The following is a 25,851-nucleotide window of genomic DNA, read 5'->3' as shown; positions in this document are numbered from 1 at the left end:
AGAAATCACTTAAATTTTTTTAGCTGAATTTAAGTACATTTAACTAAAATGATATTATTGAGCCTATATTCGAGCCTAAATTGTGGTCAAGAAAGGTGTTTAAGTAATATGAACAACTGGCAGTCTTGGACAACTATGGCGACAGCCCCAATATTAGCTCTGGGTGCTATATTAGCAGTCTCTGTGCCCAGTAGAGCTAATAGCGTACAAGTAACTTGCAAGACTAACGCCAGTACACCAAAAGTAATTTTGAGTTTGGAAAAAGACGGAAGTCCTAAAGATTACATCATGTTAAATTTCCTTCCGAAATATTTTTCTGCGGGGAATGGCGTCCAAAATTGCCAAAACACAGCTAAAAGTTTACAAAGTATTTATGATACAGGTCGTTCGGAATATTTAACCGCCGATCGCCTGAACGAGCAATCTGTTGTGTGTGCAGTAGAACGCAGAGGTATCGGTTGCAATCATTACAGTGCTAAAGTTTTATTTTTTCTCAAACCAGCTGATAACCCCTCTCAAGCTTTATACGAAATGCTGGGTAGCGATTTTAAGCAAGCAAAGCCTTCCGATGCCCGGACTCTTAGCCGTACTTACACTAACACCAAACCTTTTTGGTGGCCATTTTAATTTGGATAAAATTTCGATATAAAAAAGCGTTTAACCCTGGCAGCAATGGGGCTGTATAGGTGTTGCCTAGATAATAGCGATCGGCAAAATTTAGCGACTTCAGAAATTTATATAGTTAAATTTTCTCAGGGTTTTTCGACTTGATACGCACTGCCGTGGCGAGTCTCTTGAATTTGGCAGATAAAGTGCGTTTACTAATTACATGATACAAAACTTAAACCAATCATATTCAATTTCTATTAAAACTATCAATTAAAACTATAACTATTGCCAGAGTTGACTTACAGAGTAAAGTTACTGTTAATTATTGTTATAAAAGTTAAGTAAATTAAGTATATATCTATATCGTCATAAGTCCTGATATAAAATACTAACACAACTAATCATCTAAGTAACTCAGTGAAAATAAACAGAACTACACTTGAAACCTTGACCAATAACAAAGGACAAAGCGCAAAGTCTCTGGCGTTGGCTCAGCAATCGCAAGAGAAGTTTTAAAGCATCAGACGGTGCTGAAAGAGCCGCCAAAACTTAGTCGAGCAGTGGCTCAAGTTTATCTTCTCTAAGAAACTTGAGCCTTCAACAGTTAGATTTGTTTATTTGCACCCGCTTACTTAAAGATATTTATACAAAAAGGTAAAAATTGTTACATGAATAAGAAAATTGACTTTTGATAACTCAAAAAAATAATTTGTTTTGCTACCTTCATAACTAAATATAATATCTTTTTTGATTATGAAGCCACTTGGTAAAGTTTTACAACAGGCTGACCTAATTTCATCTGAGCAGATAGAAATTGCTCTCAAAGAGCAGACCAAAGTTACTGGGTTGAAGCTTGGTGAAATTTTAGTCCTGCATGGATGGCTTAAACAAGAAACGGCTGATTTTTTCTCTGATAAATGGCCAGTGTTACTGGAGCAAAAACCCAAACAGCCCTTGGGCGAATATTTAAAAGAAGCTGGACTATTAAATGAACAGCAAATCACAACTATTCTTGCCGAACAACCATACAAAAAACTTCACTTTGGCGAATTAGCAGTACTTAAAGGTTGGTTGAAACCGACTACAGTTAATTTTTTTCTAGAGCATTTGGCTTTAGAATCACAACTCCAGCAAGAAATTTCAAATAACCATAACCTAACCCAAAGAAAACAATTACATTTGAAAATCCTAGTGCCACACCAGAACAATTTGAAAATCTCGAACCCCATTGAGCATTCAGCTTTTGCTTTCAATTCGGCAGAGCAGGAATCAGCAACATTAACACTTTTTAGCCCTAGTACTCTAGAATTATTAAAAAAATTGGAAGAAAAATCTAGTAGTTTGGAAGCCGTGCTAGCAGAAGTCCAAATTTGGACAGATGGACAACCGAATTTGACCGAACAAATTTGTCAATTGCTTGTGGAATGGCCCGATAATATTGCCGCAGGAGCAGAAGCAGTAATAGTCCAACAAGTAGTACATAAGAACTTCATTAACAATTGGAAAACTCAAATCACTGCTGAGTATTTGCAAAGCATACGTGAAAGTATAATCTACAATCAGCAATGCGATCCCTTATCTTTGTTGAAACTGTACCGAGAAATTTGGCAAGAGGGCGAATTACCAATCAATAATAGTCCAGAACAGGCAGAACTGTTGCATATAGGATTGATAGTTCAACAAGAAGGTAAGCTAAAAGTTGCAAACCGCATTTACCAAGCAGTTTTTAATTGCAATTGGGTAAACCTGGAGTTAGAGAAAATACTTGCTGCTTCATCGGCAAAAACAACTATTTCACCAGATAATAATTGGAATGTCAGCAATCCTATTACTACACCTAAATCTACTTTAAATAAACGATTTTTAGCATTGCTAGGAATAGCTGGTTTAATGGTCTGTGGTTCTGGCTTGATTATTTTTGGCTTGAGTGTATTTAGATGGTTACAAGTAGAAACGATTTTCAAACAAGGTAATGGTTTGTTACAGCAAGGAGAATATCAACAAGCGATCGCCAAATACAACAACCTTTTAAAATTTGATAGCAATTACTATCAATCTTGGACTAACCGAGGCTATGCACTAGCTGGACTCAAAGACTACAACCAGATGCTAGAATCATGCACTACAGCAACTATCATTAATCCAGAAGCTGTTTATGCCTGGAATTGCAAAGGAGAAGCCCTATTTAACCTCAAACAATATAATGAGGCAATCTCCGCTTTTGATAAAGCCATTAAACTCAATTCCAAAGATCCTGTATTCTGGATTAATAAAACTGAAGCGCTACTAGCACTCAACAAACCTGATGCAGCACTTACTAGTATTAATCAAGCAATTGAGCTTTTAAAAGAAATTTCGGAAGTTCAACATAAAAATACAAATGCTAAAGAATTAGCCATTGCTTTTAGCTATCAAGGTAAGGTATTATTCCGAAAACAAGAATACGAAAGTTCTCTAAAAGCCTATGAGCAGGCATTAAAATACAATCCTCAATACTTTGTCGCTTTACGGGGTAAAGGGATGGCGCTACAAGCGCTAAAGCAAGACGATCGAGCGATCGCGCAATTTTATTTCCTTCTAGATCATCACAAACTAAGTGATGCTCAAAAAGCTGAGGTCTGGTATTATCTAGGATTGAGCCTGTGTAAATTCCAGCAAAGCGAAAAAGCGATCGCCGCCTTCGATGAAGCTTTGAAGCTCAAACCCAATTACCAACCCCCACAACAAGCCAAAGAAAGTTGTCCAAAATAAATGACTAAATTCGTAATTAAATCGAAACTTTAGGCGGAAGGTAAATACTAATTAATCATCAATTCACTGAAATGAGCGCCCATATTTTTGGTCATTTCAGTAAATATGTAATGCGTATTTATGTTGTACATAACTTCGTTTATTCGTGCCAACCTAACTTAATTTTCTTTTATTCCTCAAAATGAGATAACCGACAGTTATACATACCAAAAAATAACTTTGCAAGATTTCTAAACTATTTACTAAAAAAGTAATCAGCATGAAAAAACAAGTTATAGCCGCAGGATTTATATTATCTTCTTCTTTTGTATTTTCACTAAAAGCATCGGCCGCCAGTTTTAGTCAAATTTACGCCTTTGGCGACAGCCTCGTTGATACTGGCAATGCTTACAATTTCATCAAAGCGGCTACTGGAGATGAATTTCCTCCCAGTCCACCCTATTTTCAGGGACGCTTTACCAATGGCCCTGTTTGGGTAGAAGGTTTATCTTCTAGTTTGGGAATAACACTTACTAACTTTGCCTTTGGTGGTGCTACCACAGGTACTTTGAACACCGTTAATGCAAATTTACCAGGATTAGCTCAGCAGATAACAAACTTTAGTACAGCTAATACTCAAGCTGACGACAAGGCGCTGTACGTAATCTGGGCTGGTGCAAATGATTACCGTAATGGCGTAACAAACCCTCTTGAACCAGTCAATAATTTAATAAATGCGGTAAAATCACTGGCTAGTGTTGGTGCTGAAAATTTTCTTGTAGTAAATTTACCTAATTTAGGTGCCCTTCCTAGCATCAATAACAATCCAACGGTTTCTGCTGGGCTAACTGCTTTAACTAACGCCCATAACTCCGGCTTAGCTTTCGGTGTCAATACTTTGAACCAGCAAGAAGATATTCATGTCACCCTTTTTGATGTTAATTCCTTATTCAGTAGAGGGCTTGCATCTCCCGAAGAATTCGGTCTTACAAATGTTACTGATGCTTGCTTGACAATAACCAGCCCAACGAGCTTCACTACCTGTCCTAACCCCAATCAATATTTATTCTGGGATCAGCTGCATCCCACAGCATACACTCACAGCATTTTAGCAGGAGCCGCATTAGCAGCAGTTCCAGAATCTTCGCCAGCTTTAGGAATGTTGGCACTGGGGGCTTTAGGTACAGTAGGAGTGCTGAAGCGTCAACGCACGCATAGGGGAACTTGAAGAAATAAATTATCTCCTTGAAGTTGATGATTGATGATTGATGACTGATGACTCAGGAGTGCTGAGGAATTTTATCCTCTGCCTCCAACAAAGTTGCTACGGCAATTGAAATTACTGTCCAACATCCAAGTCAAAGTAGAAACTGCTGTCAACGATTCTATTGCGCCTATTCATTTGTTACAAAGATTTTTTTTAGAAATGGTTTGAGCGATCGCATTTTTTATTTCAGCAATCGCAAAAACTATTTCAGCGTTCGCAAAAACTATTTTGGTGTCGCAAAAACTATTTCAGCGACAGCATTTGTTATTTCGGCACTCGCAAAAACTATTTTGGTGTCGCAAAAACTATTTTGTTGTCGCAAAAACTATTTCGGCGACAGCATTTCTTATTTTGGCGACAGCATTTGCTATTTTTACAATCTACCTCCGTAAACTGCGCGGGTCAAGTGCATCTCGCAAGCCATCGCCGAGTAAGTTGAATGCTAGCACTGTCAGGATAATCAACACAGCTGGCGGCCAAATTAACCAAGGTTGCAAAACCATAATTGAAGCATTACTAGCCAGAGAAAGCATATTGCCCCAAGAGGGGTCTGGTTGTTGAATACCCAAACCAATCAGACTCAATATCGCTTCTGCACCAATAAAGCTGGGGACTGCCAGAGTAGCAGAAATAATTACGTAGGTAGCCGTTTGCGGCAAAACATGGCGGACAATAATATAAAGCGGGTTACCGCCCATTGCCCGTGAGGCTTGGACAAATTCTCGCTCTTTAATTGATAGTACCTGTCCGCGGATTACGCGTGCTAAACCAGCCCAGCCAATAACCGAAGTAATCACCACAATTAACAAAAACCGCTGGGTACTGCTTAACCCAGGTGGCAAAACTGCCCCCAAGGTGACCAAAAGATAAATACTGGGAAAAGTCATTAACACTTCTGCCAAGCGCATGATGATGCTATCTGTCCAACCTCCGAAGTAGCCGGATATTCCACCTATGAGCAAACCGAGAGGAAAGGAAATAGCAACGCCAAAAATCCCGATAAACATACTGATGCGGCCGCCATACAACAAGCGACTTAGTTGGTCGCGGCCTTGGTCATCAGTACCCAAAACGTTAAATTTTACGCCATTTGTTGTGCCAAACAAATGCCAATTCAAGGGAATTCCGGGAAAAATTGTTACTTCATCCCACTTGGGCGGTAATGGTACACTTAGCTGCAACAATCGGTATTCTGCACCAGAGACAAATAGACGCAAGGGTGAGGGTTTTTTAAAGTCTACAATCAGTTCGCGATCGCCTGTTTCTAAATTCGTCTCACCTTGAGTCGTCGGATAAACATGAGGCCCAATAAACTGCCCTGATTGAGAAAACCAATGTACCTTAGTTGGTGGTAACAATGAACCATTAGGCTGTGAGGCATAGGGGTCATAAGGGGCAATGAAATCGGCTGCAATTACCGCTATGTAGAAAATTAACAGCAAAATTGCCCCAAATCGTGCCAAAGGATTTTTCTTCAGTCGTCGCCACCAATCCATAGTAGTTAGGAGTTATGAGTTAGGAGTTAAAAGTTCTGAGTTCTGATTTATCAAACTTTCATGTTTATCATAATTCATGGTTAATAATTCTTAACTCCCCACTCCATACAGACAAGGGTTAATCGTGTCTCTACTTTTAACTCTTAACTCTTAACTCCTCTAAATACCGCTGTTGTTCTTCTTGTTGTCTTTCGTGTTCTACAACAAACACATTTGAGTAGAGATTAGCCAGAATTTGTTTTCCTTGTTGTGTCAGTGACAGATAATGCAGTCCTTCTTGGATATAGGGATATACCCCATTCCAGTAAAATTTCGCGTAGTTCTTACGTAAATCGGCAGGAGTTTTATAGCCCAAAACTTTATTCATCCCAGTTTCTTCAAACTCGTAGAATAAAGAATTAATTTTCTTTAAGTAACGTGGGTCGCTTAATTGCCCAATCAAATCAGCAGCACGTACTAATCCTGCAAAGCACTTGGTATCTTGCTGATCCTCTGCCGCAGGCACCGGAAATCGAGTCAATTCAATATTGCTTTTAATTGCATCGGCATCTATTAACTTGTGACCGCCAAAACGCTCATCAATAAACAGCTTTGCTCTATCAACGTGATATGGCGTGAGGCTGGCATCAGAAGCCCCAGGAGCCAAAGAAATCATTCTGCCATTTTTGCCTGTGGCATATAAGCCTGCTGTTTCTTGGTCTTGTCGGCAAACCCCTTTAACGTAGCCAATATCATGGCTAACTAACGAGATAATAAAATGCAGCCAATCTTCGCTAGAAACACCACCTTCTCTGATGTGTTTGCCACGCAAAATTTCCTGCCCCACCAGGGTAACTAAGACGGTGTGTTCGACATTATGGTAAAGGGCGTCGCTATTGGCAATGTTTTCCAAAGCCATATTACCAGCCCAGGCAATAATATCCTGATAATCATTTTTAAAACAGCCATAGGTGCGACGGTAGCCTTCTCGAATTTGATTTACAAAGGCATCAATTAAAATTTCAGTGGCATTGAACATATCTGTTTGCTTTGGTATGTACTTTTTTATTCAAGGAGTGGGGAGACAAGGGAGATAAGGGAGACAAGGGAGAAGATCCTGCTCTCTGCTCCCCCGCCTCTTTCCATGCCCAATACTCTTGGTGTAATTTCGGACAATGCAGTTTGCTCTTTTGTAACTCAGGTGTAGATGTAGACGCTACCTTGACCTGTACTGTATTACAGGATAAGCTGTGAATTTCTAGCAATACAAACGCTTTAGAGGGATTATAGATTTGGTGGGAAAATAACGGCGTAGTATAGCAAAGTACATTAACGTTTTTAATTTTAATTGGATAAATCTAGATTAGCTTTATCTATCAATTTTTCATTTCTAACTCATGATTGACAGTGATCTAAATACATCTCCTCTGTGATGTAATACTTGACCAAGTGAAAAGCCATAGGTTAAGACTCAGACAAAGATGTGGAGACAGTGTAAGACAGAGAATTTTCAAGTTGGGAAATTTGCCTTGGTAGGATAGTACGGTTAATAAGTAAAATTACATTAAATTGTATTTTAATTTACATTATTTTTTTATGTACTTTACTGGTAATTACTCTGACGACCAAATATATTTTTGTTATGTTATATACTGCTGCACACAAAACATATTGACTGAAAAATGCGCCGTTTTTGATATAAAGTAAATAAATTTCAAGTTTTCTTAAGAAAGTATTAACAGTGGTAAACATACACAAAAAGTGGAGGTGGCACTGTGAGCGATGAAAGTATTTCAGAAGTTGAGGTGAAAGAACCTGTAACCTCTGAAGATGCTACCTTGCCAAAGAAATCAGAGCAAAAACAAACCAGAACATGGTTGAAGCCATTATTCTTGGGTACTGGTTTAGGGATAGCGATCGCCTTTGGTGGTATGGCTATATTTAGTCGTCTGCCATCTCGTCAACAAGGGGCGATCGCGGATCAAAAAATTAACCCAGCAATGACAGTCACCATCGCCACAGTGGAAAACGCCCGTGTTATGCGTACCCTGAAAACAACTGGTACTGTAACAGCCAGCGATTTAATTCCCGTGCTACCCCAGACAAACGGACTACAAATCAAAAGCATCCCTGAAGATGTCAAAGAAGGAGCTTTTGTCAAAAAAGGTCAAGTTTTAGCCATATTAGATGATTCCGTACTCCAAAACCAAATTAGCCAAGCAAAAGCAGATGTGGAATCAAAACAAGCAGATGTCAAATCCCGGCAAGCAGATCTGGCATCCAGGCAGGCAGATTTGGCATCAAGTCAGGCAATAGTCCAGCAAAAACAAGCAGATTTAGCTCAAGCCCAGGCGAAATTAGAGGAAGCAGGCAAGAATTATCAGCGATATCAACAACTTGCCGACTCTGGAACCATTAGCAAACAAGAACTCGACACTCGTTCCTACGCTGTGAAAACTGCCATAGAAGTTGTGAATCTCGGCCAACAAAATGTCCGTAGTGCCCAAGCCAGCGTTAAAAGTGCCCAATCGAACATTGCCAACGCCCAAGCCAGCATCAACAAAGCCAAAGCTGATGTCAAAAGCAGTGCTGCTAGGGTGCAACAACTCCAAACTCAATTGGGACAAACTGTAGTGCGTGCGCCGGTTTCTGGAGTCATCGCCGAGAAACTTGCTAGGGTTGGTGATGTTACCGGGGTGCCACCGCAAACCCAAGTGGGAACTGTGGTTGGTGGTACACAAAAGCTATTTTCGATTATTCGGGATGAAAAACTAGAACTTCAGGCCAAGGTGCCTGAAACTCAACTCACGCAGGTAAAAGTTGGCGCATCGGTGCAAATTACTTCTGATGTCGATCGCCGCGTGCGATCGCAAGGACGAGTCAGGGAAATACAACCACTGGTGAACGATCAAAGACGTGAGGCTATAGTAAAAATTGACTTGCCACCAACAACTCCCCTCAAACCAGGAATGTTTGCCCGTGCTGCAATTACTACCAGTTCAGCCATCAGTATGGTAGTACCGCAAAAAGCAGTGCAGTCCCAAGCAGACTCAAGTGTAATCGTATTTACCCTATCGGCTGAGGATACAGTCCGCAGCCAAAAAGTAGAGTTAGGAGATCCTGCTAACGGTGACAAAGTAGAAATCAAAAGTGGCTTGCAGTTAGGTGAACGTGTAATAGTTGATGGTGCACCATATCTCAAAGATGGCGACAAAGTGCGAATTGCAAATTAGGGCATGGGGCATAGGGCATGGGGCATGGGGGAGATGAGGAAAATAAGGGAGATAAAGGGAATACCCAATACCTAATGCCCAATGCCCAATGCCCAATGCCCAATGCCCAATGACTAATAACTAATCTCAAATTTCCCAATGTCTTTTAATATCTCTGCTTGGTCGATCAAAAAACCTGTTCCGACGATAGTTTTATTTTTAATTTTGACGATATTGGGTTGGTTTTCCTTCATGTCCTTGGGGATTGATACGAACCCAAATATTGATGTGCCAGCAGTTGTGGTAAAAGTCACCCAACCGGGTGCAGGGCCGACGGAATTAGAATCCCAAGTGACGAAAAAAATTGAAGATGCTGTTGCTGGCTTGGGCAATATCGATAACATGATTTCCAAGGTCAGCGATGGTAGTTCTCAGACGACAATCAATTTTGTTTTGGGTACAAATAGCGATCGCGCCACTAATGATGTCCGTAATGCGATCGCTCAAATTCGCCAAGATTTACCCCAAGATATCAACGACCCAATTGTCGAACGGCTAGAATTTTCCGGCGGCCCTATCGTTACCTACGCCGTGAAATCAGACCGCCGTTCCGTAGAAGAATTAAGCAACCTCGTAGACCAAACCATTAGCCGCGCCTTGTTGGGAGTTCCTGGTGTCGCACAAATTCAGCGTATCGGTGGAGTTGACCGAGAAATTCGCGTTAACCTCAATCCAGACCGCTTGCAATCTTTAGGTATCACCGCAACCCAAGTAAACGACCAAATCCGCGCTTTAAATATTAACTTACCTGGCGGACGTGCCGAAGTCGGTGGTAGCGAACAAAGTATTCGCACCCTTGGAAGTGCCGCTAATGTCGATATTCTAAAAACCTACGAAATCATCTTACCAGCAGGTGGTTCTGTACCCTTATCCAGCTTGGGAACTGTAGAAGATAAATTTGGCGATATTCGTCAAGCCGCCTATTTAAACAATCAACCCGTAGTAGCTTTTCAGGTATTGCGTAGTACTGGCAGCGTCCTGGTGAGTGTGGAACAAGGAGTAAAAGCAGCAGTTAAACAACTGGAAAAAACACTCCCTCCAGATGTCAAAGTAGATTTAATTTTTACCAGAGCTGATGTTGTCCGTCAATCTTACCAAAGCACCATTGATGAATTAATTCAAGCTTCGGTGCTGGCTGTCGTCGTGATTTTACTATTTTTACGCGACTGGCGAGCAACATTAATTACTGCCGTTGCCTTGCCATTGTCAATGATTCCTACCTTTGCTGTGCAGCACGCTCTTGGTTACACCCTCAACAACATGACTTTGTTGGCATTAGCGTTGGCGGTGGGCAATTTAGTTGATGATGCCGTGGTGGAAATTGAAAATATGGAACGACACATGGCAATGGGCAAATCAGCTTGGGAAGCTGCTTTTGATTCTTCTGATGAAGTAGGATTGGCGGTAATCGCAAGTTCAGCAACGATTATTGCTGTGTTTTTGCCCGTTGCTTTTATGGGTGGAATTCCAGGGCAATTTTTTCAACCATTCGGTGTTACCGTTGCTGTTTCCACAATTTTCTCAACCCTTGTAGCGCGGATGATTACGCCAATGATGGGGGCGTATCTATTGCAAGAGAATGAGGGGAATAGGGAGCAGGGAATAGGGAGTAGGGGAACAATAAAATTTTTTAATTTCAAATTTACACTTCCTGGTAGCAGAAAACTCAGAACTGAAAAGCGTCCGCGTTTTCAACCTTATAGATTACTTCTGGAGTGGGCGTTAAGGCATAGATTGACAACAATGGCGATCGCTTTAGCTTTTTTCGTTGCCAGTATGATGCTAGTTCCTTTGATTCCCAAGGGTTTCGTTGATGATGGTGACTTCGGAATTTCCAACGTCACTATAGAACTACCTCCTGGTTCGACTTTGGCAGATGTTAACAAAGTAGCAACACAAGCCACTGACATCATCCGCCAAAATCCAGTAGTTGCAGGCGTACTAGCAACACAAGAAATAAATTCTGCAACTCTGACTATTAATCTCAAACCCAGAGAAGAAAGAGATGTTTCCCAAAAACAGTTTGAGGAACAAGTACGCCCTCAATTTTCGCAAATACCAGGAGCGAGAATTAGTTTTCAAAGTCAGTCACCAGGTGACAGTCGCAAAGCTTTATCAATTGTCCTCAGAAGTGAAAATCCCCAAGCATTAAATCAAGCTGCTGATGCTTTAGAAAAGCAGATGCGAACGATATCGGGATTGGTAGAAGTGTCCTCAACTGCGAGTTTAGTAAAACCAGAGATTTTAGTAATTCCTAACCCGCAACGGGCGGCAGATTTGGGGGTGACAGTGCAAGCGATCGCCCGGACTGCTTCCCTTGGTACTATTGGCGATAACGATGCCAATTTAGCAAAATTTAATTTGAGCGATCGGCAAATCCCCATTCGCGTGCAAATCGACCCCGAAGCACGGGCTGACATCAACACAATTACAAATCTCCAAGTCCCCACCCAAAATGGTAAACTAGTTCCCCTTGTAGCAGTGGCAGATATTCGCTTTGGTAGCGGCCCTGCTACCATCAACCGCTACGATCGCGCCCGCCAAGTCGCTGTCGAAGCCAACCTCCAAGGTATTTCTCTAGGACAAGCAGTAGAAACAATCAACAAACTACCTGCAATGCAAAACTTACCGCCAGGAGTAGTACAGCAACCTTCAGGTAGCGCCAAAATTATGCAAGACATTTTCGGTCGTTTTGGCAGCGCCTTAGGACTAGCATTAATATCTATCTACGCAATTCTGGTGCTGCTGTATAACAACTTTCTCCATCCATTATCGATTATGGCAGCCTTACCCTTTTGTTTAGGCGGCACATTGGTAGCATTGATGGTTGCCCAAAAACCTTTGGGATTATATGCCTTAATTGGTGTCGTCTTGCTGTTAGGAATTGTCACCAAAAACTCGATTCTGTTAGTAGACTACACCATTATCAATATGCAGGAAGGCAAAAAACAACGTCAAGCCTTAGTAGAAGCTGGCGTGTCACGTCTGCGCCCGATTATGATGACTTCCCTAGCAACCATCGCAGGTACTCTACCTTTAGCATTGGGAATTGGCACAGGTTCCGAAGTTCGTCAACCAATGGGAATTGCCATTATGGGCGGTTTCACAACTTCGACCCTGTTGACACTCTTGGTAGTGCCAGTGATATTTAGCTACATTGACAACTTCCAAACTTGGATTATAGATACACTGCGCTATGTTTTTGGTAAGAAACCACAGCGGCCATAACGAGTGTTGACCAAATAATTATTAATTCATAATTCATAATTAAAAATGGAAGCCCCCACCGAATTAAAAATGAGCGTGGTGCAACAATGCAGTGGAGAGTTCAATCGACAACTGATTGCAATTATGAATTATTAATTATAAATTAGTTTGACTGTTAACTGAGGACTGTTTGTTGAGTAACGAGTTATTATTCTCCCTCATTTCCAATGCCCCATGCCTAAATTTGTGCGATCGCACATCATCGCTACGATCAAATAAACTTCCGACCTACCTGGAATGTTGAATAGTTAGGAGTTAATCTGAAAAATGCCTAACCCACTATACGATCGCGATTTACAATTATGGATTGAGCAAACCATTCAACAGTTACAAAATCATGATTTTGAGGCGTTGGATATTGAGCATTTGATTGAGGAGCTAGTTGATTTGGGCAAAGCAGAGAAAAATGCCCTCAAAAGTAATCTCACAATTCTGTTGGCGCATTTACTCAAGTTACGGGTTCAGTATGATGTACCCGATACAATGAAAGGCAGCTGGTATACCTCAATACTTGAACATCGACAACGAGTTCTCAATAATTTGGCAGATACTCCTTCTTTAAAAAGTTTTTTAGTAGAAGCGGTGGAAAAAGCCTACCCAGATGCTCGCAAGCTAGCCATTAAGGAAGCTAAGCTAGCTAAGTTTGGAGTTCGGATACCCAAAGAAAGTGAATATCCCACAGTCTGCCCTTTTTCCATCGACCAAATTATAGATGAAGATTTTTACGGACTGTAGGTACTTCACATCTAAAGGATGGACAGGTTGACCGAAAAGTTCTACAATCTGAACTGATTGCGGTAATTTTACCTATTGCCCAATCCATACATGCATAGTAAAGATTTTCTAGCGATCCCATTTGATTATGGAAGCACTAAATTAATATAGGAAAGTCTTGAATAAAGGACAGCAAACAAATGGATGTCAAGCTGATTCTAGCTGGTTTAACAGTTGTATTTACGGTTTCGTGTCTATTTTTTGGCACGAAAAACGGATTCTATGACTCAGATAATTATCACGGCAATGGTTCGGCGCATTAAGAGAAATTTGTAGACGCTGGGGCAACTTTCCGTAGGGTAAGTTGGCTAAGAGCGCTCATAACTTTCACAGGGAAAACAGGCAAGAGGCAAAGCTCCTTGAGCTAGTAATTTGATAGCTCTCTCGTTATCCAACTTTTCCGAACTCGTGCGGGTTCGGTAGAGGCGTCCTCCCCAATCAAAAATCCGTATTCTCAGGGTGTAGGGGCGCATGATAAAACTTACCCCTAAGTCACAAAACCGAAATTTGTGCAATTTTTGGGTTTTGGGATATGTCCATGACGATGAGGTTTGAGGGGAGGAGAGCATGAGGGATAATCTGTCGGCATCCTCTCGCGTAGATGCTGGGGAAACTGGTAGTGAATTAGAATGTTTGCCCTATAGCGTTCAGCATCACGATGAGGGCGTGTGTTTATTAGTGAAGATGGGGCCACACCGCATCTTGTTGGATTGCGGTTTGGAGGACATATCATCGCTGGCGAAGGGGCTTGGCAAGTCAGTACGTGGAGCGAGTCCGCCCTTACCAGCAGATTTAGTTTTAGTCAGTCATGCCCATCCAGATCACGCCAGAGGCTTGCTAGCACTGCACACAGCTTTTCCTAAGTTACCCATTTATGGTAGCGAAGTAACCAGCAAGTTACTGCCACTGAATTGGCAAGACCAAGACCCCGAAAAAATCTCTCAATTTTGCCACGCTTTGCCGTTGCGATCGCCTGTGGAATTTCAAGACGGTCTGGTGGCAGAATTATTTCCCGCAGGGCATCTACCAGGGGCAGTGGCAATTCTCCTCACCTACACCACCCAACACCGTAGTTACAAGCTACTGTATACAGGGGACTTTTTCTTATCTAACTCCCGGCTGGTAGAAGGTTTACGTTTAGAGGAACTACGGGGCTTAGACTTGGATGTGCTAATTATTGAAGGCACTTATGGCACATCCCGCCATCCCCACCGCCGTAACCAAGAAAATCAATTAGCAGAGCGAATTAATAGAGCGATCGCTGACCATTGTTCTGTAATTCTCCCCACCCCCGCTTTAGGGCTGGGTCAAGAACTGTTGATGCTTTTGCGTTCTCATCACCACTTCACTGGACGAGATTTAGATATCTGGGTGGATGGCGCCGTCGCCACTGGCTGCGACGCCTACCTAGAACTGCTGCCGCACCTCCCCCCTTCAGTACAAAACTTTGCCCGCCATCAACCTTTGTTTTGGGATGAACGGGTGCGTCCGCGGGTGCGTCGTTTGCACCCAGAAGAACGTGCCACTGTTGGCAAGTCACCTTGTATTGTCCTGACTGACTCGACAGCTGATTTGCGCGAACACTGCCAAACCAATACCGGCCCTTGGCTGATCCTCGTACCGGAAAAAATTGATATAAAACTTAATAAAAAATATCTAGCACCCACCACTGTCGAAAGTTACCTTCTCGCTCAGCATAGTGATGGCCCTGGGACTACGCAGTTAATTCATAATTTGCGACCCCAACACGTGATTTTTGTCCACGGTTCTCCTGCCTACTTAGCCGACCTCACAAGCTTAGAGGAGTTACAAAACCGCTATCATATACATTCTCCAGCGGCTGAGACTTTGGTGGAACTGCCCATTGGCGATACGTTCTTGCAACCGGCAGCCCCAGAGACGAATTACGAAGGCGAACTGACGGAGTTAGGAACAGTAGTTACAATCACCCTCCCCGATGCCATTACAGCCGATCCTCGTTGGCAAAATTTTGCCGATACTGGCTTAATCGAAGCTCGTTGGCAAGGGGAGGAACTAGTATTACGGGGATTGTCTCAGCGAGAACTGCTCAATCAAAATAGCGATCGCTATACATGGACAGATATAGACTGTTGTGGTACTTGCCGACATCAAAGGGGGCAGCGGTGTTGGAATCCAGCTTCCCCATTGTATAACTTTAAGGTAACTTTAGAAGGTTACTGTCCTGCTTTCGAGCGGTTAAATGATAGTCAATAGTCATTTATTAGTAAATAACTATTGACCAATGATTAATAACCGTTTATTCAGGATTGGAGTCAGTGTAACGATTGCGGATGCGTTCGGCTTCGGGACAATCCTCTGTCAGGAGAGGTTCCACATTTCCGCGTGGCACTGAAGCCAATTTTTGCGTTACAGCACCGATGCTCTCAAGACGAACCATTTCTTCCCAAGAACAAATTTCGTCCTCTTCTTCTGTTTCATAGCGCAGGGTTACTAAATCTCCCTCTATGTCTATGATGCGGGCACGCTCAATCCAGCGTTGCTGATCCCGCAAGAAAACACATACCTCCCGCCCGTCGCAACACAGTTGATAAATCTTGCGGTGTAGCATGTACTGCTTCTGCCTTTTTAAACAACGTAGTTAAACCTGTCAAAATCTGGGTTTGACCCCATTAGATTACACCTTTAAGAGGTTAATTTCACGGTTGAGAACAAGTACGCCTCATAACCCAATCTCAAGATTTGCTTGTAGTTGTCAAAATCTAGGAGATTTTGGGTCATCAACCAATGGTTGCCTTACCAGTGAATTCAATCTCTTTCGGGCTGAATTTTAGGGAATGTTTGCTTCATAGAAGTCGAACAAATCGGGATTTCTCCTCGCAAGGTTAATATTTGCTGGTGAGTCCTTTCTACCATTATGTAATAAAAAATACTGAGAAACAAGCGTTGATTGCGGTTGTTTAATTTGCCTACTTGTAGTCATTGGCATTATAAGAAGTCCGGGGACTTGGCTTTACTTTTACCCCTGTGTATTTGATCTTAACTCATTCTCTTGCTGACCTTGATGATTTTCAAAAACAACACACAAAGAGTTTTGAGTTTTTCAGGTTTTTGTTTGCACAAGAGGCTTAGAGAGATGGGGAAATGGGGAAATAAGGGAGATATGGGGTATGGAAAGAGGACACGGGGACACTCTGACGCGGAGATAGTATTTGATTGTTTCTTTGCCTTACCTTCTCATCCGAAGTTTGGAGCGTCGGCTTCCGGCGTTCTAACTTCCTTCTCACCTTGCCTACTCCATCTCCTCATCTCCCGTCTATCTTCTATAGAAGTATCAAAAAGATTTATTCGGTAGGGGTAATTCCATTAGCACATTGGACGAGGATGCTTCTCGTTTAATTTGACCTGTGCGAACTGCATCGTATAGGGCTGCGAGGGCTGACAAATCCTCTGAGTTGTAGCATTTAGTAGCCAGCACTTGATGGAGTAAACCTTCAGATTCAACACTAAGATATCCCGTTTGGAAAGCAGATTCAACAATTGTGCGAATCATCTTGATTAGGCCAGAGTGAGCGATTTATAACGTCCAGTGTGGAATATTTATCTCTACTGCTAATTGATATGGAACATTAATAATACGTGATTATCGTTACACGTGTTTGGTGATTTATATCACAAGAGGGATTAAAAATATGAGTTTATGCTGCATTTACTATGTAATCTATTGGCATAGATGAATACATTGAAGAAGTCAGGATAGCGCAGCTAAGCCGTGTCCGCGAGCGTCGGCAAAAGGCAGCTATGCTGAAGGCAATTAGTGAGGCGCAGCACCACACCAATTGTTTTGCACTAAATCATAGATTTAGAGGGGGTCTTAAACCCAGTTTGGGCTGCGGCTTAAAGGCATACCTTAAAACTTAAATAATAGTTTAAATAAAAACAATCAAGCAAAAAATTGGCGGAAATCCTCATCTTTTTGACTTAATTGCACCCAGTCTAGGTTCAAGGACTGAAATTTTTGCACTAAGCGATCGCAAGCAGGACGTTCGGTAGCATAATGGCCAGCGTCGATTAAAATGAGATTGCGTTGGCCCAGCCCGCCGTAGGCATCGCGGCTTTCTTGAAATTGATGAAATTTGCAGTCAGAAGTTAAGTAAGCTTGGGCATCAGTTTTGGTAACTGCTGAAATGAAACTAGCTCCCGAACCACCCAAAACGGCAACTCGTGAAATTGTTTGCTGTAAATTAGCTGTTGGGGAAAAAATTAAATTTGGAGAAGCAAGTCTGGTTTGAATGGCTTGGAGTAATTCCTCTAGGGTCATCGATGGCTCTAGCAAACCAACACGACCATATCCTAATCCAGGCTGTGTGGGTACTATGGGAGTAACTTGTTGAAGTTGTAAAATTTGAGCCAAGACATCAGCAGTGCCATCCTCTACTTGGTCAAAATTCGTGTGGGCGCTGTAAATACCAATATTGTGGGTAAAGGCCAAGCGTACCATTTCTGCGATCGCTTCACCAGTGCATAAGGACTTGAGAGGTGTAAAAATCAGAGGATGATGGGCAAAAATTAGATTAGCATTTAAAGCGATCGCTTCCTCCATCACTGCCAAAGTTGGTGTCAAACACACCAATACTCGTACTCTTTCCTGCAACACTCCTGGCTCAATCTGCCAGCCACAATTATCCCAGCTTTCGCACCAAGCGGGATTTGCCCATGCTTCAAACCAAGTAATTAAATCAGCAATTTTCATCATTTAATCTTTGAGTTGTAATTTCTGATTGCTAATCAGTGTTTCTGTGGTTGAATATTTAATTTTAATGCTATTTGCTGACGCATTTCTTGGAAAGGTTTATTCCATACAGGGCTAGCATTCCAGTTCCATACTGCTACGGGAATCAGTTCTTCCTGGGCAAGATAAGTTAACAGACGATATTCATCTTCTGGTTCGCGAGAAAAGGAGAATGGATTGCGGTAGCCTGTGTCACACAGTTTATAATAAGTGATTTGACCGTGACTAATACGTTGTATCAGTTCCTTACCTTTGGTGAGTAAATAATCAAAAAAAACTAAGCTAAAAGGCTCTATATTTGCACGAGCTTCGGGGTCTTTTTGTACCCATCTTGCCCACTCAAATCCATATAGAAAATCGTGGACGTAGCGAAAGCGGATTTCTGTGTTCATTCCGAACATTTCTGTTAGGGAAACCATCTTTTCACAAAAAGTCTTTAAAAAACAAACAGCACCTTCGTCTGCTACTAAAGCCTGTCTCAGCATACTACTGACCAGAAAATCAAAATCCCAGAATATGTTTTCTGGAAAATTTTGCAACTGGCTATCAACTATAGATTCCAAAGTTTCCTGAAGAGTTGTGATAATTTGGATGTCGGTATTTTCTTCAGCAATCAAATTCCCCAATTCCGCAAAACTGGTAATTATTTTTTTTTCGGGATTAAGCGACAACAGGTTAACAGAGTGCTGGGCAAGTATTTGATCGATAAGTTGGAAAGTATGAGTCGGTGTTAGTTCTTGCTTCATAGTGATTGAAATAACCCAGCCAGCTGACACTAAGTATTAGTTTATATTGAAATATACAAATTATTAAAACAATATAAAAAAACTTAATTTTTCATTTACAAACTGATACATACAAATTTTTCAATATGTATATGGTTTATTTCTCATAAAGATTTTTTGCCAAAAAGGCATTATAGGAAGGTTTACAATATTTTATCCAAACGGTAGGCAGTAAAAACAGAGTATTTAAACTCTAGAAAGCTACACCTTAAATAAATTAAATTTGAGAAATTGCTATCCAGAAATGTGGACAACTAATTCTCTTGAATGACTGCGCTGGCGGTGTTCCCAAATATAAATTCCCTGCCAAGTTCCCAGTACTAGATGACCACGATTGATGGGGATATGTTCAGAAGTGTGGGTGAGGGCTGTACGGATATGTGCTGGCATGTCATCAGCGCCTTCTGCATCGTGAATATATTTAGCTGATTCTGGCACTAGTTTTGCCATAAAATTAGCTAGATCCACAAGAACATCAGGATCGGCGTTTTCTTGGATAACTAAGCTGGCTGAAGTGTGGCGTAAAAATAAAGTGCAAAGACCAGTTTCAACACCCGATTCTGCAACGATCGCTTCAATTTTATTAGTGATATTGTAAAAAGATTTGCCAGTGGTGGTAATTCTTAATAACTTTTGGTAGTGACTCATTTGAAACAATAATATTGATGACAATAAAAGTTAATTAACAGTTCAATCTGCTTGATTTGGTTGTTGTTTAGTTTCAGTTTTATCATTTGATTGAGTATACCTTCCTGTAAAGAATCTTAAAACTGCATTGACAGATTCTTTTAAGGCACTAGGGATGATAGGTGTGTTAGGTAGGTTGTGAGACAAAGCTGTAATATTCTCTAGGTTAGGTTCCGGTAATTGTAAATTTTTTGGAGAAGGTATTGTCTCATCTTTGCTATTCATAGTTTTTGTAGTTCAGGAATAAAATAAACCGTTACTTGATGTAATAAGGCAACCATAGCAATTCCGGCAGTCACACCAGTAGCATATTTCAAAGCTAGAGAAATATCATCTACTTGTTTCTGGTTCTTATTATAAGTCTCTATCAAGTCAACTAACATCTGCAAATGGTATTGCTCAGGCGAAAGCGTCAAATAATCATCTGGAAATTTGAGCTTTTCTTTTTTTTCTTGGGTTTCTTGCTTTTTTTCTAAATTGGGGCTGATAAAAAATCTACGTGGTAATAAAGCCCAAATTAGTAGCAGGAAGTTGATGAAAAATAAAAATATCTCTAAGGTGCTGAAGATACTAAATCTAGTAATCAGTCTAGATATTGTTAGAAAACTTAGTAATGCTGTGTTTGTGACAAATAGGATGTTCATCTGAGTGATTAAAACTTGGCGTTCTTCCTTTTGTCTTTCAAGCACTCGACGTACATCTTGGGCGGCTAATTCTAAAGTCTCTTTGTCTATTGTTGAACTTTCCATTATTGATTTTAACTTGACTGAAAATAATTAATAACAGCCTGGGCGATCGCCTCATTACCATCCTTAGCAATTGGTTGGGATTGCTTTGGTGGTTGGGGTAACTCACGCAGAAAATCCCAAGTTCCTTCAAAAAAGTCAGCAGAGGTAATAATTTGATGTTGGTTGTAGTTAGTTATGCCTTCTACTAGAAAACTGGCTTCAGCAAAGTCTTCACGGAGAAGAGTAACAATAGGTAACTGTAATTTTGTGGCTTCTGCAAAAGTACTATAACCAGGTTTGGAAACGACTCGCGTACAAATGGGCATAAAATCTACAGGACGGTATTTATAGTCATTAATTTTGACTAAATTTGGTAGATCGGGGGCAGAGCGATCGAAGATAATGAATTGCGAATCTGAAAATTCTTGCAAGTTATCATAGGGAATTTGCTGTAAACCCAAGCCACCAAAAGTTAATAAAATAGTTTTTTCGACTGGTGTAGTTATTCCCCAAAGAGACCGTAAATCATCAAGGGGATAACGAGGAGAACCGCCTGTTAAGCCAATATCTGTGATATTGTTAAAAGCTGCCATTGGTTCATGGAAAGGGAGACGAAACAGGCGATCGCACTTTGAATACCAATCACTAATCCAATCTGCAATTGGTAAAAATTCACCTCCCCAATCTCGGTAAATCAAGTCCCAACCAAAGTTACTAATCATCCAGCACGGAATGTTTGCAGCATTCGCAAACCCAGAAGCAAGAAAGGGAATATCTGCCAAAATAAGATTCACGCGATTTTGACGAATAAAATTCACTTCTGAGGCAATTAACGAATTTTGATGCTTTTTAATATCTAGCAACTTTTCTAAAGTCGCTGCTTTATCCATTGTCAAACTGTCTGCTTGCACCACACCCAAATCAAATGCACGGGGACGATAGATAAAATCGCCTTCTATGTAGCACTCTAACAACCAACGCGGCGCAGTGGTCACCATAATTAGCAGAACTTCTGGACATAACTTTTGAATTGTTGCAGCTACAGAAGCCATGCGGGTGGCATGACCAAATCCGTGGTTAGTGATGGCTAAATATAAAATTGGGCGTTCCATTTTTAAGTTAGGAGTTGGGAGTTGGGAGTAGAGAGTTAAAAGTTTGTAATTTTTATTTATTAACTTCTAACTCTTAAGTCTTAATTAGTTTTGCAAAAAGTTTGAATCGCCTCAATTAATTGGTCGATTTCCGATTCTAAAGTAAAGTAATGGACGGTGAGGCGGATACAACTAGGATTGGCAATTGTACGAGTTAATATTTTTTGTGAGTCTAAAAATTCCACTAATTTAAGATGAGCTTGAGCCTGATTATTTGTCAGTTCAAAAGAGACTATGCCGCTTTCTGGTGGAGAATTTCGCAGACATTTAACATCAGTTAACGCCGCTAACTTTCGCCAGAGGTACTCACTGTTGTGACAAATTTGTTCGTAACGTTCTTGTGAAGTTCCCCATTGCTGATGGATAGCGATCGCCTCCCGTAAACCGACATACAAAGGATAAGCTACTGTAGAGACTTCATATCGTCGCCCATCTGGAAGCCAATCCACAGGCTGAGATTGACTATCTACAACAAGGCCATTCAAGCCAATAAATGTAGGTTTGAGGCTTTCTCGCGCTTCTGGTCGCACATACAAACCCCCTGCACCAGCAGGGCCACATAACCATTTGTGACCAGTGAAAGCATAAAAATCTACCCCCAATTCAGTCAAATTTAAAGGCAACAAACCAGCAGATTGGGCAGCATCTATTAACAGCGCAGAATGATTATTTCTGCATAGTTCGGCAATTTTATCCAGGGGTAAAACCTGACCCGTATTCCAGAAAACATGACTCAATATTACTAGGCGGGTATTGGGGCGTAAATGTTGGCTAATGACTTTTACGGGGTCGCCTTCATTTAAAGTTGCCTTTAGGGGACAGGTACTAACTTCTACAGAGAATCGCCTGCTGATTTCTTGGGCTGTGGCAATCACGCCTGGGTGTTCGCAATCTGAGAGTAGTATATGGTCACCAGCCCGCCATTCTAGACCCCACATGGCGATATTACAGCCAACAGTGACATTCTGAGTCAGGCTTATTGTATCAGTTGGAATCTGGAACTCGGAAGCGATCGCAACTCTAGCAGCTTGCACTTGCGGTCTTAGCCACCGATATGCCTCATTACCAAAAGGGCCTATATGCTGAAGATCGGCTTCAGTTTGAGCGATCGCATTCATCGCCCCAAGAGGCATCGGCCCTTGTCCTCCATAATTAAAATAAGTCTTATTAGCTAAAGCAGGAAATTGCTCTCGATGGCGATGCAATCTGGTTTGTGCAACAGAACTAGTGGCCATATTAATTTTAGATTTTGGATTAGTCATTGGTGATTTGTTAACAGCCAGCAGTCTACAGTAGCCAGTGCGTTGGATGGGTTCCCCAGCTCAAAGCAACTGGCTCTCAACAGTCAACTCCCATTTCATTATTAATTGTCTGAGTTACTCCCACAGAGTACTAATTGTTGTTAACTTAAAGAAATGCTGATTAATGCTGAACTCCTACTGCAATACCAACGCTGTAAACGCCGATCTTTTTTAGATATCCACGGTGACAAAGGTCTGCGCGATGCTCCCAATGAGCTGCTGGGGAAACTCCAACAAGACAAAATTGCTCATCAACTGAGTAATTTGGCACAGTTGACTTACCAGCAGCCTGATTATCCATCTGGAAGTTGGAAAGTGGGAGAAAAGGCAACTTTAGAATTGATGCAACAAGGGGTTGAGTACATCTATAAAGGAGTGTTATCAGTAACTTATTCTGAAGCATACACCTTACTGAGTCGTCCAGATTTACTCGTTAAACAGCCAGGACAATCCCATTTTGGAGATTGGATGTATGTGCCGGCTAGTATTGAACTCGGTAAGCGTCCTAAACAAGAATATCAAGTTGTGGCTGCGTTTCATGCCCAAGTGTTGGCAACAATCCAAGGAATTGTACCCGAAACAGCTTTATTGATTTTGCGGACTAAAAACACTAGTTATGCGGTGGATCTGTTTAAGTGGACGCCACAAATGCACCAAATTCTGGAGGAATTTATTCAAGCTTTAGAGTTACCAAATCCGCCAGAGGTGTTTATTTCTCGACAAAAGTGTAATCTTTGCCATTGGTATAGTCAATGTTATGCCATCGCTCAAACTCAGCAACATCTCTCACTCTTACCAGGCGTAACACCCATTCGCTACACTCAACTCCAAGCCTTAGACATAACTACACTAGAATCTCTCGCCAACACTAGTCCAGCCATTCTCGAAAACCTGGTTGGTTTTGACACCCAAGTAGCGGCGAAGTTGGTAGTGCAAGCTCAATCTGTACTCCAAAAACGACCTCTAATTTTACCGTATCCGCTACCAAAGGAAAATATTACATTCACAGCGCCTATAGAGCTTTACTTTGATATTGAAGCACAACCAGACTTGGATTTAAATTATCTTTTGGGTGTTTTGGTGGTAGATAAAGTTGCCAACACAGAAAAATTTTATTCTTTTTTAGCAGATAAACCAGAAGACGAAGAATTAGTTTGGCAGCAATTTTTGAATTTGGTTTGGCTATATCCCCAAGCACCAATTTATCATTTTTGTGTGTATGAATTTGATACAGTCCAACGACTGGCAAAGCTTTACAATACTCCGTACTCCTCCGTGCGCCCCGTACTGAATCGATTTGTCGATATATACGAACAATTAACCCAAAGCGTAGCATTACCTGTAGAAAGCTATGCCCTCAAAGCGATCGCTCGTTGGTTGGGATTTGAGTGGCGTAATAAAGAAGCTAGTGGAGCTAAGTGCATTTACTGGTATGACCAGTGGTTAGAAACAGGCGATCGTACTTTATTAGAAAGTATCCAAAGCTACAACGAAGATGACTGTCGCGCCACCCGCCTAGTTAAAGACTGGCTCGTTCAGTTTTTCGAGGATGAATATGCTTGGCAACTTGCTTAATTAGTGCTAAATCCTAATGAGGAGTGGGGAGTGGGGAGTGGGGAAAGAATTTCTAATACTAATTCCTGTGATATTTAGAGAATTTTGAATGTGTTGCCGGATTTTAGAGAATTGGTATAATTACCCAGTCCCCAATTCCTAATCCCCAGTTACTTTTTAGTAATAGCTTTCCATGCGGTTAATTAAAAAAATCTTCCTATTCCCACGAATTATTTACTTTTTCATACCGATTCTAATTATCAGCCTCTTATTCACAAACTTCCCGTCAATAGCTAGTGAAATCAGTAGCATAAAATTTATCGGAGAAGTTACTTTACCCAAAAATTTAACCTTTCAAAAAACCGAAGTTGGAGGTTTATCTGGAATTACCTATGATGTCAAGAATAACCTTTATTACGCGATTTCTGACGACCGCGGACAAAAAGGTAATACCCGTTTCTACACTTTGAAAATCGATTTAAGCAAGGGTTCCCTACAAAAAAATGGAGTTACCGTTGTTAATGTTACCACCTTATTAAATGAAAGCGGTGACAAATTTCCTCCTAGTCAAACTGATACAGAAGGCATTGCTTTAACTAATAAAGGTACTGTATTTATTTCTTCAGAAGGCGATGTTGGCAAATTAATTAATCCTTTTATTAAAGAATTCTCCCTATCTTCTGGTAAAGAAATTACAACACTTCCCATACCAAATAAGTTTTTGCCAGATAAAAAAGGTAAACAAGGTATCCGTAACAATTTAGCTTTTGAAAGCCTGACCATTACACCTGATGAAAAATATCTATTTACAGCTACAGAAAATGCTTTAATTCAAGATGGTTCAGCAGCGCAACCCAAAATCGGCAGTCCTTGTCGGATTTTGCAATATAACTTGCTCACCAACCAGCCAGAACAGGAATTTCTTTACCAAACTCAACCAGTAGCACCGTTTTTGAATTTGACCGGTAAGTTCGCTAGTGGATTACCCGATATATTTGCTCTCGACGATGGAGGGCACTTTTTAAGTTTAGAACGGTCTTTTACAGGTTTAGGATTTGCTGTTTCTCTGTTTCAAGTTTCTTTAGAAGGAGCGGATGATATTCACAATATTGATAGCCTTTTAGCAGTTGATTCCAAGAATATTAAACCTGTTAAGAAAAAACTATTGTTAGATTTGAGAACTCTAGATGTAGTCTTAGACAACATTGAAGGTCTAACTCTTGGCCCTAAGTTACCTGATGGACAGCGCTCATTAATTCTCATCAGCGACAACAATTTTAACTCTCTGCAACGCACCAAAATTCTAGCTTTTAAAATTAAAATCGAAACACCGCTAATCAGATTATTACGCCGTTTACTGCCGAATCTCAATCGTTAACGATACACAGTTTGAAAAGTTAGATCCCCGACTTCTTAAAGAAGTCGGGGATCTGAATATGTAAATTTTCACAAATTAAATAGGATTGTTATATTTAGTTTT

Annotated in this window: 20 protein-coding genes; 9 read left to right on the top strand and 11 right to left on the bottom strand. The window is 41.0% G+C overall.

Annotated features, from left to right (window positions below):
- The first annotated feature begins 108 nt into the window (after positions 1 to 108).
- From H6H03_RS10600 to H6H03_RS10590, 3 genes are all read left to right on the top strand, one after another.
- A complete protein-coding gene (locus tag H6H03_RS10600) occupies positions 109 to 627 on the top strand; it encodes a COP23 domain-containing protein (RefSeq protein WP_242057804.1) in 519 nt (172 codons plus the stop codon).
- Positions 628 to 1,362: 735 nt separating this feature from the next.
- Entirely contained in the window at positions 1,363 to 3,360 is a 1,998-nt protein-coding gene (locus H6H03_RS10595) for a tetratricopeptide repeat protein (RefSeq protein ID WP_190955089.1), read from the top strand.
- A gap of 259 nt (positions 3,361 to 3,619) precedes the next feature.
- Entirely contained in the window at positions 3,620 to 4,567 is a 948-nt protein-coding gene (locus H6H03_RS10590) for an SGNH/GDSL hydrolase family protein (protein WP_190955088.1), read from the top strand.
- A gap of 419 nt (positions 4,568 to 4,986) precedes the next feature.
- Here the strand turns inward: H6H03_RS10590 and H6H03_RS10585 are convergent, their stop codons facing one another.
- Together H6H03_RS10585 and H6H03_RS10580 are read right to left on the bottom strand one after the other, a co-directional pair.
- Positions 4,987 to 6,102, bottom strand: coding sequence for an ABC transporter permease (locus tag H6H03_RS10585; protein WP_190955087.1), 1,116 nt, complete (start codon positions 6,100 to 6,102; stop codon positions 4,987 to 4,989).
- A gap of 136 nt (positions 6,103 to 6,238) precedes the next feature.
- Positions 6,239 to 7,120, bottom strand: coding sequence for an Npun_R2479 family HD domain-containing metalloprotein (locus tag H6H03_RS10580; protein WP_190955086.1), 882 nt, complete (start codon positions 7,118 to 7,120; stop codon positions 6,239 to 6,241).
- Positions 7,121 to 7,856: 736 nt separating this feature from the next.
- Here H6H03_RS10580 and H6H03_RS10575 point away from each other — a divergent pair.
- The 4 genes from H6H03_RS10575 (at position 7,857) to H6H03_RS10560 (ending at position 15,629) form a co-directional block, all read left to right on the top strand.
- Positions 7,857 to 9,314: an efflux RND transporter periplasmic adaptor subunit gene (locus H6H03_RS10575; RefSeq protein WP_190955085.1), complete on the top strand. Its 1,458-nt coding sequence runs from the start codon at positions 7,857 to 7,859 to the stop codon at positions 9,312 to 9,314.
- Positions 9,315 to 9,452: 138 nt separating this feature from the next.
- Positions 9,453 to 12,581, top strand: a complete 3,129-nt coding sequence (locus H6H03_RS10570) for an efflux RND transporter permease subunit (RefSeq protein WP_190955084.1) — start codon at positions 9,453 to 9,455, stop codon at positions 12,579 to 12,581.
- Between the two features lie 306 nt (positions 12,582 to 12,887).
- Entirely contained in the window at positions 12,888 to 13,355 is a 468-nt protein-coding gene (locus H6H03_RS10565) for a DUF29 domain-containing protein (protein ID WP_190955083.1), read from the top strand.
- A 606-nt stretch (positions 13,356 to 13,961) separates the two neighbouring features.
- Positions 13,962 to 15,629 carry an MBL fold metallo-hydrolase gene (locus H6H03_RS10560; protein WP_190955082.1) on the top strand — a complete coding sequence of 556 codons (1,668 nt, stop codon included), beginning with the start codon at positions 13,962 to 13,964 and terminating at the stop codon, positions 15,627 to 15,629.
- 43 nt (positions 15,630 to 15,672) lie between these two features.
- On the opposite strand, the gene H6H03_RS10555 is transcribed toward H6H03_RS10560, so the two are convergent.
- The 9 genes from H6H03_RS10555 to H6H03_RS10515 form a co-directional block, all read right to left on the bottom strand.
- Complete coding sequence (locus H6H03_RS10555; protein ID WP_099069747.1) at positions 15,673 to 15,984, bottom strand: DUF6679 family protein; 312 nt, start codon at positions 15,982 to 15,984, stop codon at positions 15,673 to 15,675.
- Between the two features lie 723 nt (positions 15,985 to 16,707).
- A complete protein-coding gene (locus H6H03_RS10550) occupies positions 16,708 to 16,926 on the bottom strand; it encodes a hypothetical protein (RefSeq protein WP_190955081.1) in 219 nt (72 codons plus the stop codon).
- Between the two features lie 390 nt (positions 16,927 to 17,316).
- Positions 17,317 to 18,126: a Nif3-like dinuclear metal center hexameric protein gene (locus H6H03_RS10545; protein WP_190955177.1), complete on the bottom strand. Its 810-nt coding sequence runs from the start codon at positions 18,124 to 18,126 to the stop codon at positions 17,317 to 17,319.
- A gap of 35 nt (positions 18,127 to 18,161) precedes the next feature.
- Positions 18,162 to 18,911, bottom strand: coding sequence for a hypothetical protein (locus H6H03_RS10540; RefSeq protein ID WP_190955080.1), 750 nt, complete (start codon positions 18,909 to 18,911; stop codon positions 18,162 to 18,164).
- Positions 18,912 to 19,184: 273 nt separating this feature from the next.
- Positions 19,185 to 19,598, bottom strand: coding sequence for a secondary thiamine-phosphate synthase enzyme YjbQ (locus H6H03_RS10535; protein WP_096537801.1), 414 nt, complete (start codon positions 19,596 to 19,598; stop codon positions 19,185 to 19,187).
- A gap of 42 nt (positions 19,599 to 19,640) precedes the next feature.
- Positions 19,641 to 19,862 (bottom strand): hypothetical protein, encoded by a 222-nt coding sequence (locus H6H03_RS10530; protein WP_190955079.1) that lies wholly within the window; start codon positions 19,860 to 19,862, stop codon positions 19,641 to 19,643.
- On the bottom strand, positions 19,859 to 20,386 hold the full coding sequence (locus H6H03_RS10525; protein WP_190955078.1) for a hypothetical protein: 528 nt from the start codon (positions 20,384 to 20,386) through the stop codon (positions 19,859 to 19,861). Before H6H03_RS10525 ends, H6H03_RS10530 begins: the two co-directional genes overlap by 4 nt.
- Before the next feature lie 8 nt (positions 20,387 to 20,394).
- Positions 20,395 to 21,477: a glycosyl transferase gene (locus H6H03_RS10520; protein WP_190955077.1), complete on the bottom strand. Its 1,083-nt coding sequence runs from the start codon at positions 21,475 to 21,477 to the stop codon at positions 20,395 to 20,397.
- Positions 21,478 to 21,557: 80 nt separating this feature from the next.
- Positions 21,558 to 22,751, bottom strand: coding sequence for an aminotransferase class V-fold PLP-dependent enzyme (locus H6H03_RS10515; RefSeq protein WP_190955176.1), 1,194 nt, complete (start codon positions 22,749 to 22,751; stop codon positions 21,558 to 21,560).
- 180 nt (positions 22,752 to 22,931) lie between these two features.
- Between H6H03_RS10515 and H6H03_RS10510 the strand changes: the two genes are divergently transcribed.
- Together H6H03_RS10510 and H6H03_RS10505 are read left to right on the top strand one after the other, a co-directional pair.
- Positions 22,932 to 24,392, top strand: a complete 1,461-nt coding sequence (locus tag H6H03_RS10510) for a TM0106 family RecB-like putative nuclease (RefSeq protein ID WP_190955076.1) — start codon at positions 22,932 to 22,934, stop codon at positions 24,390 to 24,392.
- Between the two features lie 172 nt (positions 24,393 to 24,564).
- Entirely contained in the window at positions 24,565 to 25,749 is a 1,185-nt protein-coding gene (locus H6H03_RS10505; protein ID WP_190955075.1) for an esterase-like activity of phytase family protein, read from the top strand.
- Positions 25,750 to 25,851: the final 102 nt, after the last annotated feature.

The sequence above is a fragment of the Nostoc paludosum FACHB-159 genome, from assembly GCF_014698835.1.
GTDB lineage: Bacteria > Cyanobacteriota > Cyanobacteriia > Cyanobacteriales > Nostocaceae > Nostoc > Nostoc paludosum.
The sequence above is the reverse complement of the archived record's forward strand: the minus strand, read 5'-3'. Positions and strand labels throughout refer to the sequence as shown.

What these genes read in the sequence shown, in the direction of transcription:
- H6H03_RS10545 (WP_190955177.1), bottom strand. Translation starts at nt 18,126, where the DNA reads ATGAAAATTGCTGATTTAATTACTTGGTTTGAAGCATGGGCAAATCCC.
- H6H03_RS10595 (WP_190955089.1), top strand. Translation starts at nt 1,363, where the DNA reads ATGAAGCCACTTGGTAAAGTTTTACAACAGGCTGACCTAATTTCATCT.
- H6H03_RS10505 (WP_190955075.1), top strand. Translation starts at nt 24,565, where the DNA reads ATGCGGTTAATTAAAAAAATCTTCCTATTCCCACGAATTATTTACTTT.
- H6H03_RS10520 (WP_190955077.1), bottom strand. Translation starts at nt 21,477, where the DNA reads ATGGAACGCCCAATTTTATATTTAGCCATCACTAACCACGGATTTGGT.
- H6H03_RS10530 (WP_190955079.1), bottom strand. Translation starts at nt 19,862, where the DNA reads ATGAATAGCAAAGATGAGACAATACCTTCTCCAAAAAATTTACAATTA.
- H6H03_RS10515 (WP_190955176.1), bottom strand. Translation starts at nt 22,751, where the DNA reads ATGGCCACTAGTTCTGTTGCACAAACCAGATTGCATCGCCATCGAGAG.
- H6H03_RS10585 (WP_190955087.1), bottom strand. Translation starts at nt 6,102, where the DNA reads ATGGATTGGTGGCGACGACTGAAGAAAAATCCTTTGGCACGATTTGGG.
- H6H03_RS10540 (WP_190955080.1), bottom strand. Translation starts at nt 18,911, where the DNA reads ATGAAGCAAGAACTAACACCGACTCATACTTTCCAACTTATCGATCAA.
- H6H03_RS10580 (WP_190955086.1), bottom strand. Translation starts at nt 7,120, where the DNA reads ATGTTCAATGCCACTGAAATTTTAATTGATGCCTTTGTAAATCAAATT.
- H6H03_RS10555 (WP_099069747.1), bottom strand. Translation starts at nt 15,984, where the DNA reads ATGCTACACCGCAAGATTTATCAACTGTGTTGCGACGGGCGGGAGGTA.
- H6H03_RS10510 (WP_190955076.1), top strand. Translation starts at nt 22,932, where the DNA reads ATGCTGATTAATGCTGAACTCCTACTGCAATACCAACGCTGTAAACGC.
- H6H03_RS10560 (WP_190955082.1), top strand. Translation starts at nt 13,962, where the DNA reads ATGAGGGATAATCTGTCGGCATCCTCTCGCGTAGATGCTGGGGAAACT.
- H6H03_RS10525 (WP_190955078.1), bottom strand. Translation starts at nt 20,386, where the DNA reads ATGGAAAGTTCAACAATAGACAAAGAGACTTTAGAATTAGCCGCCCAA.
- H6H03_RS10570 (WP_190955084.1), top strand. Translation starts at nt 9,453, where the DNA reads ATGTCTTTTAATATCTCTGCTTGGTCGATCAAAAAACCTGTTCCGACG.
- H6H03_RS10535 (WP_096537801.1), bottom strand. Translation starts at nt 19,598, where the DNA reads ATGAGTCACTACCAAAAGTTATTAAGAATTACCACCACTGGCAAATCT.
- H6H03_RS10550 (WP_190955081.1), bottom strand. Translation starts at nt 16,926, where the DNA reads ATGATTCGCACAATTGTTGAATCTGCTTTCCAAACGGGATATCTTAGT.
- H6H03_RS10565 (WP_190955083.1), top strand. Translation starts at nt 12,888, where the DNA reads ATGCCTAACCCACTATACGATCGCGATTTACAATTATGGATTGAGCAA.
- H6H03_RS10600 (WP_242057804.1), top strand. Translation starts at nt 109, where the DNA reads ATGAACAACTGGCAGTCTTGGACAACTATGGCGACAGCCCCAATATTA.
- H6H03_RS10590 (WP_190955088.1), top strand. Translation starts at nt 3,620, where the DNA reads ATGAAAAAACAAGTTATAGCCGCAGGATTTATATTATCTTCTTCTTTT.